Origin of the sequence: Brevibacillus sp. DP1.3A (genome assembly GCF_013284245.2) — a bacterium.
GTDB lineage: Bacteria > Bacillota > Bacilli > Brevibacillales > Brevibacillaceae > Brevibacillus.
The window spans coordinates 6,255,827-6,276,376 of sequence record NZ_CP085876.1; the positions used below are offsets into that span (position 1 = coordinate 6,255,827).

Below are 20,550 nucleotides of genomic sequence, written 5' to 3' on the forward strand. Positions count from 1 at the left end.
CTGTTCTCTCGCACTTTTTTCCTGTATAAGGAAGCTTAGAACACGTTCGCTTGTTCTTGAAAAGCTCGAAAACGGGTTTTTTTACCGTTTTGCAACAATTTTGTGGGATGGGCAAGCTACAATATAGTCAAATGGATGCAGCAACAGAAAGGAACATTTGAAATGAAAAAGGCTTGGCTCGTAACGACAGCACTCTGCGCCTCGCTTCTTAGCGGTTGCGGACTCACAGATACACCCAATGAATTGATGCGCGCCCCATCAGCAGACGGCGATCAAAAATCGATCAATCAGGCCGTCATGCAATTTTTGCCGGCTGGGTCACAATTATCTGTTCCTCTTCATCCCGCAGAAGCCAGTGCCGTCTCCCTACAGGATCTAAACGGGGATGGGGTTGCAGAGGTCGTCGCTTTTTACAAAACCGAAAAAACCGATTACGAAATCGGTGTGCTTGTGCTTACCCAAAAACAAGGAAACTGGGAAAAGCTCTCCTCCTTTACTGGTGTCGGCAGCGAATTGGATTATGTCTCCTTTCAAGATCTCACTGGGGACAACATTCCGGAAATGCTGATTGGAATGGGAGGCGGCGAAGATTTAAACAAGGAGCTCTCCGTTTATTCGCTAGCGAATAATATGACTCAGGAATTGATGAAGCAGCCCTATACGATTATGGCAGTAGGCGATTTGACAGGAGATGATCACGCGGATCTCGCTCTCGTTGTTCTCGATAAAAATAACTTCACATCCAAAGCCGAGCTGTATGGGGCGGGGAACGGCACAATCGCAAAAAAGACGGAGCTAGCCCTTGACGGATATGTGAATGGTTACTATCAGGCTATCATCGGAAAAGCATCACCAACCCGAAACGGACTATTTATTGATGCTGGATTAGGGGCTCACTCTGCTTCCACTGAACTACTCCTCTGGGACAATGGACAACTGTCCAACCCTTTGGCAAAAATAGAAGGAGAGATGGACCTGACCTTCAAGCCGTATTCTTTGGAAAGTGAAGATATCAACGGTGATGGCATCATCGAGATCGGTACGAAGATACAACCCGCTGGGACAGAGGATTTAGCCATGGCAGAAATCCCTTGGGTCTCCTCCTACTTCCAATGGGACGGGAAAACGGGCTTGAAACATATCGAAGATCATTATCAAAATTACACACAAAGCTTTGACCTCAAGATTCCGGCAAAATGGGGCGAAAAATACACCATCTCCATCAACCATGATACGAATCCACTTCTAGTCCGATTCCATTATTACGGTGCGAATGGAAAAAATAAGGCAGAATTACTAACGCTGCAAAGCATTCCACAAAACGAATGGATCAAATTTGAAAGCGGATTGAAGCAAAAGCAAGTTCCCTACATTTTGCTGAAGGAAGAGGGAAAACAAGTTTTGATCGCCATTTTACCGCAAACGACACCTACCCTTGGAAAAGCTGCTCTCGCAGAATATCGATCGATGCAGCTTACCGCAGAGGAGGTTCGTCAGCTCTACAAACCGATGACGAACCGGGAATAAAGTGAAATAGTAAATCCTTATCAAGGAGATTTGCCCTATGAAGGTTCTATTACTGGAAGATGAGAAATCCATCCGAGATTTTGTGCGCATCAATCTCAAGCGCGAGGGCTATGAGGTAATCGAGGCTGGGACCGGAGAAGAGGCACTTGATCTCGCAGATCAACAATCGGACATCGTCATTGCGATTCTCGACGTCATGCTCCCCGGCATTGATGGCTTCGAAGTATGCGGGCAGCTGCGAAAAAAATATCCGCGCCTCGGGATCATTATGTTGACGGCTAAAAGCCAGGAGCTGGACAAAGTCATGGGTCTCGAATTCGGAGCAGACGATTACGTCTCTAAACCGTTTAGCCCTGCGGAACTGTTGGCCCGTGTCAAAGCGTTGCACCGCAGATTGACACCCATTCCTGAGGCTGAGGACAAAAATGAAATTAACATTGCCCCCTTCACGCTGTTGCTCGATGAACGCAAGCTGATTCGGGCGGAACAAGAAATTGACCTCACGCCAAAAGAATTTGCCATCATCAAATTACTCGCTGAAAATGCGAACAAAGCCATCAGTCGGGACGAGATTTTGACAGCAGTTTGGGGTCAATTTTTCGTCGGTGACTTAAAAATCGTTGATGTGAATATTCGCCGAATCCGGCAAAAAATCGAGGACGATCCGGCTCATCCAGCTTTCCTGGAGACAGTCTGGGGATATGGCTACCTGTGGCGAAAGGACGTCCCCGATGAAAGGCATTAAGAGTAGGCTGGTTCTTCATTTCGGCCTGATCCTTCTTCTGATCGTGCTGCTCTTGGAAGGACTGTTTTATTGGGCCGTTCATACGTATTACATTGGGACTGCGACCGAAGCATTAGTGACCCGCAGCACGACCTTCACCAATTTTATTAACAAGTACGCCACTGGCTATCGGTTAAAAGACAAAGCACGCTACATTTTGGAAAATGTTTCGAATCAGGAATACGCCAAAATTGAGGTCTTGGACCCAGGAGGAAAAGTCATTCTCAACTCCTACGGCTTTCAGACCAGCGAGATCATCAATACTCCTGACGTCATGGATGCCCTCAAGGGACAAAGTGGTTTGTACATCGGGAAAAGTCCGCAGTCGCGGGAGCGTGTCATCGCAGTGGCCAATCCACTTACGTACAGTGGAGAATTTGTAGGCGTTCTGCGGTACACGATCTCCGCTGAACCGCTCTATCAAGCAGTAAATCGCATTGCCTTGTACGGGGCTGGCGTTGGGACAGGCGTAGTCGTCCTCGCTTTTGCGCTCAGCCTACTCATGGCAAAACGAATCGTCGACCCTATCGAAGATTTAACGAATGCGGCGAAACAAATGGCGGAAGGAAATTTCGCTGTCCGCGCGCCAAAACGATTCGATGATGAGGTAGGAACCCTCGCGGATACTTTCAATTACATGGCAGCGGAGATTGGGAAAAACGAAAAGCTGAAAAATGACTTCATCTCCTCTGTCTCCCATGAGCTGCGTACCCCACTTACATCGATTAAGGGGTGGGGCGAAACACTCATTTCGGGCGGTCTGGAAGAGCCTGAAGAGACGATGCTCGGTCTGGAGGTCATCTCCAAGGAGACAGATCGTTTAATCGGGCTCGTCGAGGAATTGCTCGATTTCTCGAAGTTTCAATCCGGTGAGATGAAATTGTCTCGCGAACGCATGGATGTCCGGGATCTTCTCCATGATTTGCATCTTCAATTTTCAGTACGTGCCAACTCGAAACAAATTGAGTTGAAGCTGGAGACTCCCCCTACCCCACTCATGGTTATGGGAGACCCGAATAGACTCAAGCAAGTATTTGTGAATCTACTGGACAACGCGTTGAAATTCACGCCACAAAACGGCTCGATCGTCATCGCAGCTTCCTTGTCAGGCGATAGGCTCCTTGTCACCGTCACGGATACTGGCGAAGGCATTAACCCGGAAGACCTGCCGCATGTCACAGAAAAGTTTTTCAAGGGACGCTCCAAGCTCTCCGGCAGTGGTCTGGGATTGGCGATCTGCAAAGAGATCATTCAACTCCATGCCGGGCGGTTTTCAGTTAGCAGCGCCCTTGGTCAAGGAACATCGATTATGGTGGATTTACCGTTGTTGGCGAATCAATAAGGCAGGAAGAGCGAATAGCACTCCTGGAGAAGATATTACAAAAAAACTCACCCTTGCCACATTGATATGAGGCGTGGATGAGTTTTTTGCTGTAAGAACACGATATTAGAAGCTGTTTTGAATGACCAATTCATCCAAACCAAAACGGGAAGTCGAATAGGCTTGCACGCTTGCTTTCCCCAAAGTCAGCATGAGTGTTGGCAAATAGCGGGTTGGGATGTTCAGCTCTTTAATGAGCGCATCACGGTTGTAGCCACCCATTGGGCATGTGTCGTATCCTTTTGCTTTTGCCGCCAGCATGAGTTGCATCGCTGCATAGGACGAATTACGAATTGCTTCATCACGAGCGATTTCCGGGTTGTTATTGTAAGCCCCTTCGATTTGCGCGATCATGGTCTCACGCACTTGCTCTGTAACGTATCCATTTGCCAATGCTTCATCATAAACTGGGCGAGCAGACTTATAAGCCTCCAGATCGCCGAGAATGATGATGGTAGCGTAAGCATCCACTACCTGCTGCTGATTGTATGCGATTGGGAGCAGTTTTTCTTTGATAGCAGGATCGGTCACGACGAGAAAACGCCAATGCTGCAAATTCCAGGACGATGGCGCACTTGCTGCAAGACGCAGGATTTCGTTCAGCTCGCCTTGTGGAATTTTTTCATTCGGATCGTATTTACGCACGCTGTGACGGGCTTCCATTACCTGTTCAGCGGTAATTTTCAGTTCTGTATTCATAGTTGAATCTCCTCCATACTGTATAGTACGCTGTTAAAAAGATACTACTTACTTTATTATCGTTACAAACATTTTGCAATTACTTTTTGCATTTCGCTTCATACCCTATTGTTTGGAGGCACTCTCGATGAAATACACGGATAACATTGTCATCGTCACTGGCGGTGGCCAAGGCATCGGACGGGCTGTCGCCACCATGTATGCTGCCGAAGGAGCACATGTCGTCATCGCCGAATACAATCGCGCAGCGGGAGAAGAAACTACCTCGCTAATCAACACGACAGAAGCTGTGAAAGGTACAGCACACTTCGAGCAACATCGACGTCAGCGTGCCAGCGCAGATCGAACAATTGATGAGAACCGTCGATGAACGCTGGGGGCGACTCGATGTTTTGATCAACAACGCGGGCTTGTCCGTATGGGAATCTCCCTATGAACTGACCGTCGAAGCGTGGGACCATATCTTGAACACGAATTTGCGCAGTGTCTTTCTCGCATCGAGAGAAGCAGCCAAAATCATGCGTCGCCATGGTGGAGGCGCTATCCTTAATCTTTGTTCGACGCGGGCGCACATGTCCGAGCCACACTCGGAAGCATACGCAGCTTCCAAAGGAGGCATTTTATCCTTAACACATGCGCTTGGTGTCTCACTCGGCCCCGATGGGATTCGTGTCAACGCGATCTCTCCCGGCTGGATTGAACACCGCGATTATGCCGCTCTTCGTCCCGGGGATCATGCCCAGCATCCGGCAGGTCGCGTAGGTACACCCGATGATATTGCCCGTGCGTGTCTATTTTTGACGCAAAAGGACAATGATTTCATTACAGGTACTGAGCTGATTGTAGATGGCGGTATGACCCGCAAAATGATATACGAGCCATAAGCTAAACCAATGTCCTCCCTCTTGAATATGTTGTGTTAACAAGAGAAAAAGGAGGAGTTGTATGCCATTTGAAGAGGAAGACCTCAGAATTCTCGCCCTATGGCTTTTGGCAATCGGGTATCTGATTCTTGCCTTTACCGAATTGGCAGCGCTAGATTTTTTTTAAAAAAAGGAGAGCCGCTCGCTTCCAAACGGAATGAGCGGCTTTTTTCATACCTATCGTCTTACCAAGTCACAAAAGGCGGCGAGCCTGGTGCCTGGTGCTGAATTTGTTGCAAAATCGGATAACCGTAGGCGAGAATTATCAGGAAGGCAACGAGTCCAATCCATACAGGCCAGCGCTCCAAAATCTTTGGAACCTCTTGCGTTGTCTCTGTCTCGGCAATCGGATATTCTGTATTTCCCTTTGGTGCGTAGAAAGTCAGATACAGCAAGATGGCGATCAAGAGAATCGCGGATACGAACAGCAGTCCGCCACCAAACGCCATTACACGTTGATAATCCATCCAGCCCAAAGCTAACGGGTGGTCCATATACGTCGTGTAATCTGTGCGGCGCGGAGCCCCTTGCAAACCCATTGCGTGCATGGCGAGCGACATCAAGAACATTCCTACTGCCCAGAATACCGTTTGTACCATTCCCATGCGATTCGCAGTCTTGGTCAACTGACGTCCAGTCAATGCAGGTATCAGCCAAAAGCTGACGCCGAAGAAAGTGAGCGCCACCGCAGCTCCTACGGTGATGTGGAAGTGACCCGTAACCCAAATCGTATTGTGTACGACCGCGTTAATCTGGTTACTTGCGTTAATAATTCCCCCAGCTCCGCCAGGAATGAAGAACAGCATCCCAACAAATGGGGCGAAGAAGCGTACATCTGTCCACGGCAGTTTTTTCAACCATCCGAAAAGACCAACCCCACCTTTTTTACGTCCGGTCGTTTCAAAAACCGCAAACATCGAGAAGGCTGTCATCAACGACGGGATAACGACGATCAGCGTCAATGTCACGTGTATCATTTTCCATGCTGGCGAAATTCCTGGCTCCATCAATTGATGGTGGAACCCGACTGGGATGGAGAACAAGAGCAAGCAGAGAAAGGCAAGTCGACTGAGCGAATCACTGAAGACGTGACCCCCAATGATTCTTGGTAAGCATACATACCACGCCATATAAGCAGGCAGTAGCCAGAAATAAACGAGTGGATGACCGAAAAACCAGAACAGCGTACGGCTGAGCATGACGTTAATCGTTGGAACCAGCCCGAGTGACCACGGGATAAGTTGGAACAGAACCTCAACCGCTACAGGAATTGTCGCTGTAATCCACAAGACATAGGTAGTCACACCCATGAAGACGAACAACGGGGACATTTTCCCTTTATTTTCGCGTTTCCATTTGCGATAGCTGGCAAAAACCCCGAATCCCGCTAGCCAGCTACCTACTACGAGCAAGGCAGAACCAATGTAAAAGTACGGAGATGCTTTCAGTGGTGCGTAGAACGTATAAAGGACAGAGGCTTCATTCAACAAAATGGTGACAACAGCCATCAATGTCCCTACCGTCATGAGAATCCAGCCGGCCCATCCAAATTTCAGAGCGGCTCCGTGCAAGGAACCACCTGTCGTGCGGGCGACTCCTGAGAAAATAAATCCGACGATGAAGTACGTGGTAAAAATAAGTGCCATCAACACGCCATGGGCGGTCAAAATTTGATAGTAATTTGTCCAGCTCGGCAGTTCCATGATTCCACCACGAACCATGCCCTGTACCATCCCTGCCACAGCCGCCAATCCGAATGCAATATAAGCTACCCACACATAGGCCAAACTAAGCCTTGCCGCAGAACGCTGAACCGGAACATGGGGGACTGTATCGTCGATCTTCCGTGCGATTACCATAGGATTCACCTACCTTTATTTCACAATAATCGTGGTCGCCATAACCTGATGACCTGCGCCACAGTATTCGTTACAAAGGATCAAATACTCGCCTGGCTCGTCAAACGTGTGTGTCGCCGAGCTGATGTGTCCAGGCAGAACCATGAAGTTAATGTTGGTCTCTGGAATCTGGAATCCGTGAATAACGTCTGGACTCGTGACGTGGAAATTCACCGTTGCGCCAACTGGTATTTCCATCTTGGTTGGAGCGAAGCCGAACGCAAATGCTGTCATGTAAGCGTCGTATTCGTTGTCTCCTACCTGTTTCAAGCCTGGTTTATCAAAAGGAGGCGTCTCCGTAACCTTCTCCGGATCAATCATTTCCATATTACTTGGCGGAGCCATCCCCATGGCAAACGCATTGACGCACAACAATACAATAAATAAGGCCAAACCGCCTGCGCCAAGCATCAACCAGATTTTTTCATATCGATGCAAATGCATAAGTACCCTCCTTTACTTCCTTATTACGCCCTATCCAGGAAAAGCCCGAATACACCCAACCAACCGACTAGAATGATACCTCCGACGATCAGAACCGCGACAAACGTTCCCTTCAAGTCTTCCTGGTTCGTTTGTAGCTTGTTGGATTTTGATTTCTTGCCTTTCTCCGCCTTGTCAACTTGCGTCTCCATCGCGCTCTTCTCCTTTCCTACGTGCCTCATGGGCGCGGTGTAGTTTTCACGCCTTCATTCTACCCCTGGAACCCCTTGGAAGTAATTCGGGGAAATCCCCTAAAATGTTCCGGGAAACCCCTGATTTCGACCTTTTTATGACCGTTTTTGGTCACAAGTTCGACACAAAAAAAGACGACCCCTTATTGGGATCGTCCACTAAAAATATCTTCTATAAAAGCTAGTACCTTTCACAGAACAGTAGTAAAATTAAGATAAGTACATAGACACGGCTCTCAAGGGTGGTCGGCTCATCTCCCATGTCGGAAACGGAAGGGGGGTGAGATTATGGCAATTACTAGCGAAATGTTTACACTCATGCTCCAATTTGGCAGCTTCATCGTTGCCCTTCTTGGACTTATTGTAGCAATCGTTGTTGCCCTGACCAAAAAAAATGACCGCTCTTGAGCTAGCAGGCCTGAGCGGTCATCCCCGTTTTAAATTCTGCTGAGCCGATCCCCCTTACAGGGTACCGTCTACTGTACGATAGATCAGAGTGTTCCAGCACTCTGGTCTATTTATTTTAGCCTTAAATTCTTAGCTTTATCATAACATATGGTTTTGCTGTTGACTATATACAACAGATTGTACTCTACTCAAAATCAAGCCAGCCCTTCTTAATCGCATACCGCACCAAATCAGGCCGCGTCCGCAGATGAAGCTTTTCCATAATATGCGCTTTATGCGATTCGACCGTCTTGACGGAAACAGTGAGCCGCTCGGCAATTTCCTTGTTGCTAAAGCCCTTGGCAATCAAGACCAGCACTTCTTTTTCCCGATCAGTCAGGATGTCGTACTTGGCCTGCTCCTCACCGTTCTTGACCATTTGCAGAAATTCCTCGATCAGAGATTTCGTCGCAGATGGATACAAATAGGCCATGCCCTGATTGACCGAACGGATCGCCGTGATCAAATCGAGGTCAGGGGCGCTTTTTAAAATATAGCCGGCAGCACCGGCTTGCAGTACCCGAAACAAGTATTCCTCGTCATCATGCATCGTAAGCACAAGCACCTGTATGTCTGGTGCCGTTTCCTTCAGTCTGGCAGTTGCCGTCAAGCCGTTTTCCCCAGGCGGCATGCTCAAGTCCATCAAGACGACGTTGGGCTGGACTTCCCATGCTTTTTCACATGCCTCTTTTCCGTCAGCTGCATAACCGACGACTTCCATATCCTCCTGGGCGTTGATCAGCATCCCCAGTCCAGAGCGTACAATCGCATGATCATCGGCGATCAAGACGCGAATGGTCATCCTCTACCCCCTCCTTCGGCACCGGAATTCGGACGATCACCGTCGTTCCTTCCTCGGGTGCGGAGCGAATATCAACGGTACCACCAAGCAGCTGGGCTCGCTCCTTCATGCCAAACACACCGAGACCTTTGCCGATGTTCAATGTTTTCTCTACTTCAAACCCTACGCCGTCATCCACAATCGTAACGACAATTTCCTTCTCCCTATTCTCGAACATGATTCCCAGATGGCTCGCCTTTGCGTATTTTGCCGTATTGGTCATGGCTTCCTGTACAATCCGGTACAGTGCTGTTTCCATCGCAGCAGAGTATCTGCGTTTCTCCCCCTGAACATGCAGCTCCACCTGGATATGAAACGTCTTTTCCACCCGTTTCATCAATGAACGTAATGCAGGCAGTAAACCGAGATCATCCAGTGCAGACGGACGCAGCTCCAGCGCCATGCGCTTCACTTCCTCCATCGCCTTGGAAGTCATATTCACCAATTCCGTGACATGCTGCATAACCAGCTCGCTCAACTCTCGTTGTCTGACTACGTTTAGTCCCACTAAAATACTATAAAGCGCCTGCCCTACGCCATCATGCAGCTCCCGGGCGATGCGCTTTCGTTCTTCTTCTTGTGCTTGGATCGCAAAATTCGTTAACTTGTACTGGTAGCGCTCTTTTTCCACTCGCTGTTGCGCAGACATATCACGCATAATCATGACCAGCTTCCCCTGCGATTCATCCTCTAGTCTCGCTGAGCTGGCAGCGACAGGGTAATCCACACCGGATTTCGTTCGGAGCCTCATCTCGAATGAAGGCATTTGCACGCGCTTAAAAAAGCAATCCGTGCAGCTCGTTTCTTCCATACACGTTGCCATTCCGAGACACAGCTCGCAAATATGTTTATCTCGAATCAGCTCTTCTTCTGTCCAGCCCGTCATCTGTTCCAACGCAGCATTGGCCTTTACGATTCGTCCCTCATGATCAATGACCAGGATCGCATCGCTAGCGTTGGCAAAGATGGACTGCATCAGGGAGAGCACTTCACTCGACGCACCCATGCGCTCCTCCTTTTGAGACAATCATTCTAACGTTATTGTAAAGTTTCCATAAAAGAAAGTGTATCAGGGAATTCCCTTATCATCATTCGAATTGACATTTTATAAAATTAGAATATCATCTAATTAGATAAATGGCAAATATACTGAAAGGAGCTTTTGACATGCCGAGCCCTACTCCCTTCCCAGCCCATAGCGCTCGATTGGTTTTTCAGCCCGTCACGGAACACGATTTCCCCGAACTGCTAGCGGTGTACAATTCAAACCCCGATTATATGGAGTTTGCCTTTGGACAACGGGTCGTCACTCTGCAGACAGTAGCAGAAGACCATCAAGATAATCTGGCGTTTGCGGACTCCTACAGCTTTTCGATAAGAGAAGTACACGGTACCGAGATCATCGGGATCGCCCAGTTTATTTTGCATAATCCACGAGATGGCCACCCTTGGCTCGGCCTCATCATGCTGCACAGCGCCTACCAGAGTCACGGGTACGCTAGAGAATTCCTGGATACGTTAATCGCCTGGTACCAGGAAAACGGCTACACCTCTCTGCATCTGGCCGTTTTGGAGAAGAATAGCCGGGTCGTGCCTTTTTACGAGAAATATGGTTTTGTTGTCTACGAGGAAAGAGAGACGGAAAAACACGGTTGCGTCATCTGTATGAAATACACAATCTAGTCATGAACGCAAAAAACGGGACAGCAAATGCCATCCCGTTCTTTCTCTTACTCTACTACGATTTTCTCAGCAGTGCCGATAGGTGGCAGGCTCTTCGTCATCATTGGGCCGTAGAAGGCTACTACTTGCATATCCTCTTTCAGCTCAGCTGGCGAGAGTACTTTGTTGTTTCGCGCATTGATGATCACCGTTTTCTCGGTAATGTTCAGGTTGATTTTTTCTTGGGAGGTTTCGGTAATACCGCGACCCTCTACGAGCATTTTGTAGTTGCCATCTTTGTCAGCAGAGATGCTCGCTACTTTTCCCGCTGTTCCCAGGACGTCCTGAGTCTCCAGGCCGCCTTTTACCGTGATGCTGAGCACACTCGTTTGTGGCGGCAAGCTCATCGCCATGAATTTTTCGGTTGTCGCATCTACGGCCATACCCAGCTTCAAGTCTTCTGGCTTCAGCACTTTACCAGCTTCATCCGTAATTTTGGTGTCTTCCGTCAGGTGCAGGATGATGCCAGACTCATAGATGTTCAGTGTAACCGAGTAGCCTTTATCGGATTTACTGATGTTCGTAATGGTACCTGTGCGCATAGGAGCGATTTCGTCCTCCACTACAGTCACTGCATCATCGGTTACATTCACGTCTGCTTGCAGGATTTCGTCAACGAATGCGACTGGCACATAGGTGCTGCCATTCAGTACGCGAGGCTCTGCTCCCAGCGTTTTGTACATTTTTGCGAAAGGATAGCGATCCTCTCCTTCTTTTGCGTAGCTGGTGATCGCGCCTCTTTGCACTTCTGCTGCTTTTTCCTTGTCGTTCCAGCTTACTTTGAAACCGAGGGCTTCAGCAACAGGACGAAGTGGAACCAGTACGGTTTGTTGACCTTTATCGAAGATCGCATCTTGTGCGATTGCTTGACCGTTTATGTTAACAGAAAGTTCTTTTACTGGTTCGGAGGTTGCAGATACCACGCTAGTTCCCAAAACGGCCAGTGCCGCGATTGTCATCATACCTGTACGGATTGTTTTCATATTGTTTATGCCTCCAATGTTCTTGCTTGTTTTTGTGTGTCTCTATTCATTGGACGGCATCATTTCAGAAACGTTTCAAATAAATTTTCATAGATGTGTAAATCGTTCGCGTATAAGCGAAAAACATCACGGCTGGCTTGGAATCTGGTTGCTTGGGACTTGGTTCGTTCGCGGCATCGGCACATCGGGCTTCCCGGATGGATTGTCGTACAAATAGGTTGGTACCTTGCCGACGATCAGCGCCTCGGAGACCGGGATTTCCGTGGTGACTGTTTGCTGTTTGGTTGCAAACGGAATAATGACCCGCAGATCGACTTCCACATAAATGTAGACAGTCACCAGCACCATGTTGATTCCCGCTTGCTTTAGCTTCGTTTCCAGCTTGGTTTTGACCGCGCCAATCGGAACGAACGACACCGGAATATCAGGCCCAAAGTGCTCCAGAAAGACGTTTTTGGTAGCCAAGCCTAGTGGTATGGTTGTCTTGACGTGCTCCTGCTCGAATTCCTTCAAACGATTTTGAATACGGGCTGTCGTTTCTCCCACAATCCGGGAATACTCTTTGAAATTAAAATTCACCGCTTTGATGCTGCCATTCTCGTCTTTCTCCATAATGACAACTTCGTTGACGTCGACACCCTGCTGGGACATCCGTTTGGTGACTGCATCGGTAATGGCGAGCTTGGCGACCTGCTCTGCCTTGGCCTGGGCAATCAGCATCAACGTCGGCTCTACCCTGCGTTCCACAACGATAAACAAAACGATAAATACTACAATAATCAGTAGGAGCCCAGCGAAAATTCTTCTTCTACGTCTTTTCCATCCTCCCCTTCTCAAGCGCACGATGGCTCCCTCTCCCCTTTGGCGGCTCGATTAGTCAGGACGAACCGTACGCATAGCTGGACGTTTTTCTTTGCTTGTGCGCTGTCTGCTGCTGGTAAGCACCCCACCGATTCCCGCGACAAACGTAGGAACTCCTGCCGCGACCAAAATTAATGCCCAATCGCGCAGATTCAAATCCGTTGTTTTGAAGATCGGCTGGAGTGTCTCCATGTATACGACACCGATCACGAGCACGATCGACGAAAGCACGGCCCAGACGAGGTATTTGTTTTCAAATACATTGCGGTGAAAAACGCTATATTGACTCCGGCAATCGAAAACGTGAATTAGCTGCGCCATAACCAACGTAACGAAAGCGACAGTTTGGGCATGCACCAAGTCATTCGGATTCTCTTTGAGCGTCAGCCAGAACGCGAGCAATGTCATGGCCCCGATGAGGAAACCACGGCTAATAATTTTCCAGCCCAACCCTCGGCTGAATATGTTCTCTGCCTTGTTGCGCGGCTTCTGATACATCGTATCTTTCTCCGCCTGATCGACGCCCAACGCCATTGCTGGTAAACCATCCGTCACGAGATTGACCCACAAGATCTGGATCGGCACCAAAGGCAAAGGAAGCCCGAGGAGCATCGCAAAAAACATGACGAGAATCTCGCCTACGTTGGACGCGAGCAAATAACGGATGAATTTTCGAATGTTGTCATAGATGTTACGCCCTTCCTCGACGGCAGCGACAATCGTGGCAAAGTTATCGTCGCGCAGCACGAGATCGGCCGCTTCCTTCGTTACATCTGTACCGGTAATCCCCATCGCGATCCCAATGTCTGAGGTCTTGATCGCAGGAGCATCATTGACACCGTCTCCGGTCATGGCAACAACATGTCCTTGGCTTTGCAGGGCACGGACGATCCGCAGCTTGTGCTCAGGAGACACACGGGCATAGACAGTGACGCGCTCCGCATACTCTGCGAGCTGCTCATCTGACATGCCATCCAGCTCCCGCCCCTCCAATACTTCTCCGTAGCCACGCATCAAACCAATCTGCCGGGCGATTGCTTCTGCTGTCACCTTGTGGTCGCCTGTAATCATGACCGTCTTGATTCCTGCTTGATGGCACAGATTGATCGCTGGGCGCACCTCTTCTCGCGGTGGATCGATCATCCCGGCCATTCCGACAAAGACGAGATTGTTTTCCAAGGAGCCGATTGGCTGTCCAGGGCGATAGCCTTGCAGCGTCTTATACGCGAAGCCAAGTACGCGTAGCGCTTTGCCTGCCATCCGTTCCGTTTGCTCCAGTACTTGGTGACGAAGCGTCGCGGAGAGTGGAATGAGCTCTCCCTTCCACAAAATGTGTGTCGATCTCGCCAACAATGCCTCCGCCGCGCCTTTGGTCAGCAGGGAATATACGCCGTCCGTCCCCTTTTCGACGACCGACATCATTTTGCGGTCAGAATCAAAGGGGAGCTCCTCCACACGCTGTCCCTGATTCTTCTGGTTGCTACGCTCTGTATTGCCGCCCAATGCCTTCGCGGCAAGCACCTTGAGAGCACCTTCTGTCGGGTCGCCTACGACTTGCCAAAAGCGTGACGTCTTGCCCATCCCGAGTAAATTGCGCGTGCTTTGCTCCTCGCATGTCAAACGGGCGTTGTTGCATCTGTCTGCGATTCGGATCATTTGCGAGAGCGCTCCGTCACGGGCGGGAGATACCATTTTCCCTAGATAGTGAAAGGCTCCTTCTGGTGCATAGCCGCTGCCGCTCACCTCATACGTGGAATCGCTGTGCCACACTTGGGTAACAGTCATTTTATTTTGAGTCAGAGTCCCTGTTTTATCAGAGCAAATGACAGAGGCGCATCCCAATGTCTCGACTGATGGGAGCTTGCGTACGATCGCATTGCGGCGGATCATCCGCTGTACGCCAAGCGCTAGCGCGACAGTCACAATCGCCGGCAAGCCTTCCGGAATCGCCGCCACTGCGAGACTCACCCCGGCGAGGAACATCGTAAACAGCTCATGACCATGCCAGACACCAGCAGCGATGACCACAATCGTCAACAGCAGTGCGACGACCACAAGAATTTTGCCCATTTGCTCCAAGCGCAGCTGCAAAGGGGTTTCTGCTTCTTCCGCTGTATTCATCAAGTGCGCGATTTTCCCGATTTCCGTGCTCATCCCTGTCGCTACGACGATGCCGCTCCCTGTTCCTCCGGTCACCATCGTGCCCATGAACGCGAGATTTTTTTGGTCACCAAGCGGTACAGTAGATGCCTGGGCTGTCTCCAGTCTTTTCACGTTTTTTCCGACGGGGACAGACTCCCCTGTCAACGCAGACTCCTCTACCTCTAGCCGATTGGCCGAAAGCAAACGCAAATCTGCGGGAATACGGTCCCCGGCCTCCAATTGCACCAGATCACCAGGTACCAGCCGCGAAGCCGGTATCATGGAAATGTGCCCGCCCCGGATGACGCGCGCCATCGGGGATGCCAGCTCCTTTAGCGCTTGCAAGGATCGCTCAGCCTTGGCCTCCTGAATAAAACCGAGGATGCCGTTAATGAGGATGATCGCGATGATCGCAATCGCATCCAAGTACTCTCCAAGGAAGTACGAGATCAGTGTTGCGATGAACAGGATGAGTACCATAAAATCCTTGAACTGATCAACAAAGACCGAGTAGAGAGGCTTTCGCTTTTGTTCAGCCAACTGGTTGGCACCTTGTTTAGCCAGTCGCCGCTCCGCCTCCTGCTGAGTCAACCCTTGCGCAGCATCACTATGAAGGGCTTCGGTCACGTCGGCCGCCGCCAGCGTGTACCATTTTCGAATTGGCTGTGTATCCACCTACATCTCCTCCATCCACTTCTCACTCATTTTCATGTGTATGCAGACGAGCTAGAAAATAAAACAACCCGTCCATTTATCTGGACGGGTCTGTGATTAGTTTGTCGGTTATTTCAAGCTTTTGGCTACACCAATGCAAATCAACAAAATCGGCGGCAGCCAGGTGAGTCTCGTCAACCAGCTAGCTTTTCCTGCGCGCCTACCGAGGGCAATTCCTACCGCAAGAAGTAAAGCACTCATCACTGCGATACAGAGAGCGACGAGCAGTGGCGAGTATCCCAAAAACGTAAGGCTGATGCCTGCGCCGAAAGCATCCAAAGACAGGGCAAGCCCCAACATGACGGCCTCCCAGCCCATAATATGCCCAGAACGGTCAGCATCGGCTTTGGACGGATCTTTTAAAATCTGGATCATGACACCAAAAATGCGGAACTGCGACAATAATACGATGGGCTCCTGCTCTTCCTGTTTTTCTGCGGCTACGACGGCGTTGCTGCTCGCAGCAGTAGACTCCTGAGCCTCTGTCCCCGACCGTGTCGCAATGAGCCGCCACAGAGTAAACAAACCCATGAGGATCAAGACCGCGGCACCAATATACTTGCCGATCTCGGGTGTTAACCATTCGGTGAGGGATGAGCCTACGAGCATGACACCATATACAACAGCAAACGAACAACCGGAAACGACGACGAGCGACAAAAAGGGCATTCTCATGTTCCGTAAACCATACGTCAATCCTACACTGACACTGTCCATGCTGATGGCCAGGGAAACGAGCAGGAGTGCGAGCCATCCGCTCATATGTGGTCACCTCTTTCCCATTGCCTATTAGGTATACGCGAAAAGCTCAGCTGATGTGCCAACAAATCATTGCCATCTCATTTGGAAACTGATACCATCAAATTAAACAACGTTTAAAACGGTGTTTAACAAAGAATTTTGTTTCCAATAAATAAGGAGGTTGATCATGTCACAGGTAGATAAAAACAGCGAAACGAAAGCGAAAATTTTGCAATCGACACTGGATTTGATCAAGATGGAGGGCTTCGAGACTGTGACGGTGCGGAAAATCGCAGCGGATTCCGGTACCAACGTAGCTTTGGTTAACTACTATTTCGGTTCCAAGGATAAGCTCATCAATGAAGCCCTCAGTGCATTTCTAGGCAGCTTTACAGCTACATTTGATCTCTTGGATAACACATCTCTGCTTCCCCAAGAACGACTCAAGCAGTTTTTAATGAGCTACGTGCAGATCATCCAGCAATATCCCGAGCTGGTTTCGCGAATCTTTTCGCTTGGTGGTGCTGTATTTACCTCGCAATATGAGTACGGTCAATTTCTAAAAAGCATCGGGTTTGTGAAGATTGAGGGAGTTTTGAAGGAAATGACCCACGAAGAAGACCATGAGGTTCTCATGATGATGATCATGCAACTCTTTGGAGCGATTTTTCTGCCAGCCTTGCTCAAGTCGATATTGTCTACAGGCGCTGGAATCGAGGTCGCTTCCGTAGAGCAACAGATTGATTTGTTATTCGCACGCTATTTTCATGAAAAATAGGAAATAGGGGGAGAGACAGATGGACTTTTTGCGAAAATATTGGTCTGATCTCGGTCTGTTAGTGGCAGTTGGCGTTGGTCTGTATTTGATGATTCAATGGAGTACCATTCCTGCTATCGAGCGGCTGTTGTGGCTAAGCTTCATTGCCATCCTTGTTCATCAGTATGAAGAGTACCGTTGGCCGGGATATTTTGCCGGACTGTTTAATGGTTTGATTTTCAAAAGCAGCCATCCAGAGAGATATCCGCTGAATCCACAGTCTGCGATGATCATCAACCTCGTCATTGCCTATGTCTTTTATCTAGTTCCCCTCTTGTTCCCGACGGTCATCTGGCTCGGTTTGGCACCGATTCTCATGGGCTTCTTCCAGTTTATCTGGCATGGAGTTTTTGCGAATCTAAAAGCGAAAACCATCTACAATCCGGGCTTGTTCGCCGTTATCTTTTTCCACATCCCGATCGGGGTATGGTATATCCAGCACATCATCTCCACTGGCATGGTAACCACGCCAGACTGGATCATCGGGACGATCTATTTCATCGTTGCGGTGTACATTCTCATCGTGAAGGGCAATATGTGGCTAAAGGACGAAAACTCCCGTTATACCTTTACTCGCCAGCAGTTGGGGCCTTACATTCATAAATCGTAAAACATAAAAAAGAAGAGGCCGCTGTCAGCCTCTTCTTTTTCTCTTGCCTTTCCACCTATTTGATTTCAAAAGGTACTTTCCACTTCACGTCATGCTCCACCATATAGGTAGCGTAGGATACCGTGAGCTTTTTCGGTTCTTGCTTCAAGCGCGGAATCGTGACCTCACCTTTGATCTGTACTCGTCCGTCCTTGTCTCTGGTGCTTTCCGTGCTCACTGACACAGCGTAAGTCTTCCCATTTTCATCCTTTACAGACCAATCGCGGTTCTCGACTATGCCTTTTCCTAATGTACCCTCTATGGTCATTACGGCCTCACCTAGATCTTCGCCGTTACCTGGCTCCCATGCAAAAGAAGAGAATGTAAAGGTACTGCCTGTCTCATCCTTGAAAGTCGCAGCTTTCTTGTCTAGTTCTGTTGGAACCAGATCAAATTTAGGAGATGCCAGTTTTTTCTCATAAATTTTCTGAAGCTCAAGCTTTAATGTTTGTTCTCCCTGTATCGGGCCAAATGTATGCCACCAATTCAAGACATCGCCTTCTGGTCTTTCTTCCGCTTCTTCTTCTGTTCTTGGTGTGAAAAGAACATTCTCCTTGTTATCAAGCCCATCATCCAATGATTTCATATCCCAAGCTGCTACCACTTCCCCTTTTTCATTGGTGATTTCGTACATCATATTCTCTCCCGAAAAAGCAGGATCACGCTCTTTCTCTGTGATAATGGCGCCTCGCGGATTTTTCCGATCGTACAGGATCGACGTTCGTTCAACCTCCAAATAAGCTGATTTTGGGAAAGTGGTATCCAGCATGACCCGTGTCGCACTCGGGGAAAATTCGATATTTTTCAGCTCAATCCCGAGCCCTTGCGGCGATTGAAAAACAGTATCCTTGAAGGCAACCGTTTTCGTCGCTTCCTTGGCTTTCTTCATATCGATCGGAACTTCCAATGACCATTTTCCTGTCTTATCTGCGATTTCTGTCTGTTCTAAATGTAAGGTCAGTTGGTCAGGAGTCGCCTCAGTTGATTCGAAGATTTCGTTCAAAAATCGCTCTGTGATGAAAAACTCTCCATGACTTCCCGAATTATCTCCTCCATCATCCTCAAACCAATCTTTTCCGTTCTGATCAATCAGCTTCGCATTCAAAATATGATCTTCAATCTTCTTGCCGCTCTCGTCGTACACATCATAGATGACGGCGATCCTCATCGAGTCAGCCAACAGTTCTTTTAACTCGACGGTAATTCCTTGATCGGTTGCCTTTTGCTCCAGCTTTTGGACAAGGCCTTTATTGACAGCATTTTTCATACCGCTATCCGAATCCTTTTCAATCTGGAACAAGCTATTCACATAATTCGCAAACGTAGGTGATACAACCGTTCCAGTCACCACCAACGCCGTAAGTCCTGCTACTACCAATCCTGTCTTCTTCACAATATCCCAACCCCTTTGTCTTCTGGTTCGGGAGGAGCGCTTTCGCGTAGAACGTGGAGGAACTGCATCTGACAGCTTATCCATGACCTCATCTGTAAACGCATCGGGTACAGGAGCTTCCGGAATGGTGGTAAAATCCTCTTCCTGCATGCCTTCTACCCACTCTTGCAGTTGCTTCTGGCATTGTGGGCAATTTTCTACATGTTGCTCCAATCCTTTGCTCTCGGCAGGGGCCAGCTCATCGTTTACGTATAGCTTCAATTGATTAAACATGAAGCATTTCATAAATAGCTCCCCCTCCCATCGTTTTCGTCAGGCTGTCCTTCATCTTTTTGCGGGCACGGAATAAACGCATCTGAACGGAGCTCTCCGAGAGAGACAGTTGCTCGCTGATTTCTCGATACGACAGACGATGGATATAAAATAGGACGAATACCTTGCGATACTCCTCATCCAGCAGCATGATGCTGCGTTCCAGCTCGGCGTCCCGCTCCTTTTTCAATAAAGTCGTCTCTGGCGTATCTGGGTCAATCAGCTGCTCCTCATCGATTTCTACCTGTTCTGTTCGTTTGCGTTTTCTCATTTCATCGAAACAATGATTGCTCGCAATTCGATACAGCCACGACGAAAACCTGTACTCAGGCCGATAGTCGTGTAAACGATAAAAGGTTTTGATAAACACGTCTTGAGCCAAATCCTGTGCGTCTGGCATGTTGCCGATCATCCTGTACAAATAGCCAACGATCTTGCCCTTGTATCTGTCGACAATTTGTCTGTACTGCTCATGATCGCCAGCCAGGATTTGCTCGATTAGTTCCTGATCGTCCGGCATTTTGCTACTCCTCCATCTATCACAGATCAAGCCAGCGGGGAATGCTGCGCAGCTTCCGTTTTGGTTGATTCATAAGCTAATACGGTTTAAATGGAAAAACCTTTCTCTACTTTTAAAAAATTCTAGGTTCAGTTATCCAAATAAAAAAGAAGAGGCATTTTTCGGCCTCTTCATCCTGTCTTCCAGCTATTTGATTTCAATCGGTACCTCCCAATTTATGTGGTTTGAGTCGGCATAGTGGAGGAGAAGAAAAAGCACAGTTCTCTTCGACTCTGACACGCCAGCGTGGGAGATTGACTGTCCGTCTCCCCTGCAAAAAGAGGACCGTCGAGCCAAAGCCACCCTACGGGCGGACGTTTCTCAGGGAAGAAGTGTTCGACAAGCGTGGTCCTCTTTTTGCAGTTCCGACTGGGTAGGCGTTGTCAAGGTCTGCGAGCCCTGTGCTTTTTCTTCTCACCGGCTTTGCTGCCTCTTAAAACTAAGAAAGCGCAAAAAAAGAGCTCGACAGCCTGAAAGGAATCA

19 protein-coding genes and 1 pseudogene are annotated in these 20,550 nt (G+C 48.8%); 8 read left to right on the forward strand and 12 right to left on the reverse strand.

Annotated elements, in window-relative coordinates:
- Positions 1-162 precede the first annotated feature (162 nt).
- Genes HP399_RS28970 through HP399_RS28980 form a run of 3 tightly spaced genes read left to right on the forward strand, consistent with a single transcriptional unit; the run spans position 163 to position 3,653 of the window.
- The gene (locus HP399_RS28970; protein WP_173620927.1) at positions 163-1,527 is read left to right on the forward strand and encodes a VCBS repeat-containing protein; all 1,365 of its coding nucleotides are present in this window, start codon (positions 163-165) and stop codon (positions 1,525-1,527) included.
- 37 nt (positions 1,528-1,564) lie between these two features.
- Positions 1,565-2,272: a response regulator transcription factor gene (locus tag HP399_RS28975; RefSeq protein ID WP_144618057.1), complete on the forward strand. Its 708-nt coding sequence runs from the start codon at positions 1,565-1,567 to the stop codon at positions 2,270-2,272.
- A complete protein-coding gene (locus HP399_RS28980; protein WP_228088404.1) occupies positions 2,259-3,653 on the forward strand; it encodes an ATP-binding protein in 1,395 nt (464 codons plus the stop codon). The genes HP399_RS28975 and HP399_RS28980 overlap by 14 nt, the downstream gene beginning before the upstream one ends.
- Before the next feature lie 105 nt (positions 3,654-3,758).
- On the opposite strand, the gene HP399_RS28985 is transcribed toward HP399_RS28980, so the two are convergent.
- Complete coding sequence (locus HP399_RS28985; protein WP_173620929.1) at positions 3,759-4,391, reverse strand: nitroreductase family protein; 633 nt, start codon at positions 4,389-4,391, stop codon at positions 3,759-3,761.
- A gap of 127 nt (positions 4,392-4,518) precedes the next feature.
- Between HP399_RS28985 and HP399_RS28990 the strand changes: the two are divergent.
- Positions 4,519-5,275 (forward strand): annotated as a pseudogene (locus tag HP399_RS28990) (SDR family NAD(P)-dependent oxidoreductase).
- A gap of 224 nt (positions 5,276-5,499) precedes the next feature.
- Here the strand turns inward: HP399_RS28990 and HP399_RS28995 are convergent.
- The 3 genes from HP399_RS28995 to HP399_RS29005 are packed head-to-tail and all read right to left on the reverse strand — an operon-like array spanning position 5,500 to position 7,847.
- Positions 5,500-7,173: a b(o/a)3-type cytochrome-c oxidase subunit 1 gene (locus tag HP399_RS28995; RefSeq protein WP_173620930.1), complete on the reverse strand. Its 1,674-nt coding sequence runs from the start codon at positions 7,171-7,173 to the stop codon at positions 5,500-5,502.
- A gap of 15 nt (positions 7,174-7,188) precedes the next feature.
- Positions 7,189-7,656 carry a cytochrome c oxidase subunit II gene (locus HP399_RS29000; protein ID WP_007726119.1) on the reverse strand — a complete coding sequence of 156 codons (468 nt, stop codon included), beginning with the start codon at positions 7,654-7,656 and terminating at the stop codon, positions 7,189-7,191.
- Positions 7,657-7,679: 23 nt separating this feature from the next.
- Entirely contained in the window at positions 7,680-7,847 is a 168-nt protein-coding gene (locus tag HP399_RS29005) for a cytochrome c oxidase subunit 2A (protein WP_173620931.1), read from the reverse strand.
- A 327-nt stretch (positions 7,848-8,174) separates the two neighbouring features.
- Here HP399_RS29005 and HP399_RS29010 point away from each other — a divergent pair, with 327 nt between their 5' ends.
- Positions 8,175-8,294 carry a putative holin-like toxin gene (locus HP399_RS29010; RefSeq protein ID WP_228088406.1) on the forward strand — a complete coding sequence of 40 codons (120 nt, stop codon included), beginning with the start codon at positions 8,175-8,177 and terminating at the stop codon, positions 8,292-8,294.
- Between the two features lie 184 nt (positions 8,295-8,478).
- On the opposite strand, the gene HP399_RS29015 is transcribed toward HP399_RS29010, so the two are convergent.
- Positions 8,479-9,135, reverse strand: coding sequence for a response regulator transcription factor (locus HP399_RS29015; protein WP_173620932.1), 657 nt, complete (start codon positions 9,133-9,135; stop codon positions 8,479-8,481).
- A complete protein-coding gene (locus tag HP399_RS29020; RefSeq protein WP_173620933.1) occupies positions 9,107-10,180 on the reverse strand; it encodes a PAS domain-containing sensor histidine kinase in 1,074 nt (357 codons plus the stop codon). The genes HP399_RS29015 and HP399_RS29020 overlap by 29 nt, the downstream gene beginning before the upstream one ends.
- A 161-nt stretch (positions 10,181-10,341) precedes the next feature.
- Here HP399_RS29020 and HP399_RS29025 point away from each other — a divergent pair, with 161 nt between their 5' ends.
- Positions 10,342-10,857, forward strand: coding sequence for a GNAT family N-acetyltransferase (locus tag HP399_RS29025; RefSeq protein WP_173620934.1), 516 nt, complete (start codon positions 10,342-10,344; stop codon positions 10,855-10,857).
- Between the two features lie 47 nt (positions 10,858-10,904).
- Here HP399_RS29025 and HP399_RS29030 read toward each other — a convergent pair whose 3' ends face one another.
- The 4 genes from HP399_RS29030 to ytaF form a co-directional block, all read right to left on the reverse strand.
- On the reverse strand, positions 10,905-11,879 hold the full coding sequence (locus HP399_RS29030) for a copper amine oxidase N-terminal domain-containing protein (protein ID WP_173620935.1): 975 nt from the start codon (positions 11,877-11,879) through the stop codon (positions 10,905-10,907).
- 126 nt (positions 11,880-12,005) lie between these two features.
- Positions 12,006-12,722 carry a sporulation protein YunB gene (yunB, locus tag HP399_RS29035; protein ID WP_173620936.1) on the reverse strand — a complete coding sequence of 239 codons (717 nt, stop codon included), beginning with the start codon at positions 12,720-12,722 and terminating at the stop codon, positions 12,006-12,008.
- Positions 12,723-12,752: 30 nt separating this feature from the next.
- Positions 12,753-15,557 carry a calcium-translocating P-type ATPase, SERCA-type gene (locus HP399_RS29040; protein WP_173620937.1) on the reverse strand — a complete coding sequence of 935 codons (2,805 nt, stop codon included), beginning with the start codon at positions 15,555-15,557 and terminating at the stop codon, positions 12,753-12,755.
- Between the two features lie 108 nt (positions 15,558-15,665).
- Entirely contained in the window at positions 15,666-16,358 is a 693-nt protein-coding gene (gene ytaF, locus HP399_RS29045; RefSeq protein ID WP_173620938.1) for a sporulation membrane protein YtaF, read from the reverse strand.
- Between the two features lie 166 nt (positions 16,359-16,524).
- Between ytaF and HP399_RS29050 the strand changes: the two genes are divergently transcribed.
- Positions 16,525-17,115 (forward strand): TetR/AcrR family transcriptional regulator, encoded by a 591-nt coding sequence (locus HP399_RS29050; protein ID WP_173620939.1) that lies wholly within the window; start codon positions 16,525-16,527, stop codon positions 17,113-17,115.
- 19 nt (positions 17,116-17,134) lie between these two features.
- Entirely contained in the window at positions 17,135-17,764 is a 630-nt protein-coding gene (locus HP399_RS29055; protein ID WP_173620940.1) for an HXXEE domain-containing protein, read from the forward strand.
- 55 nt (positions 17,765-17,819) lie between these two features.
- Here HP399_RS29055 and HP399_RS29060 read toward each other — a convergent pair whose 3' ends face one another.
- On the reverse strand, positions 17,820-19,481 hold the full coding sequence (locus HP399_RS29060) for a DUF4179 domain-containing protein (protein WP_173620941.1): 1,662 nt from the start codon (positions 19,479-19,481) through the stop codon (positions 17,820-17,822).
- Entirely contained in the window at positions 19,462-20,028 is a 567-nt protein-coding gene (locus tag HP399_RS29065) for an RNA polymerase sigma factor (RefSeq protein WP_173620942.1), read from the reverse strand. Before HP399_RS29065 ends, HP399_RS29060 begins: the two co-directional genes overlap by 20 nt.
- Positions 20,029-20,550: the final 522 nt, after the last annotated feature.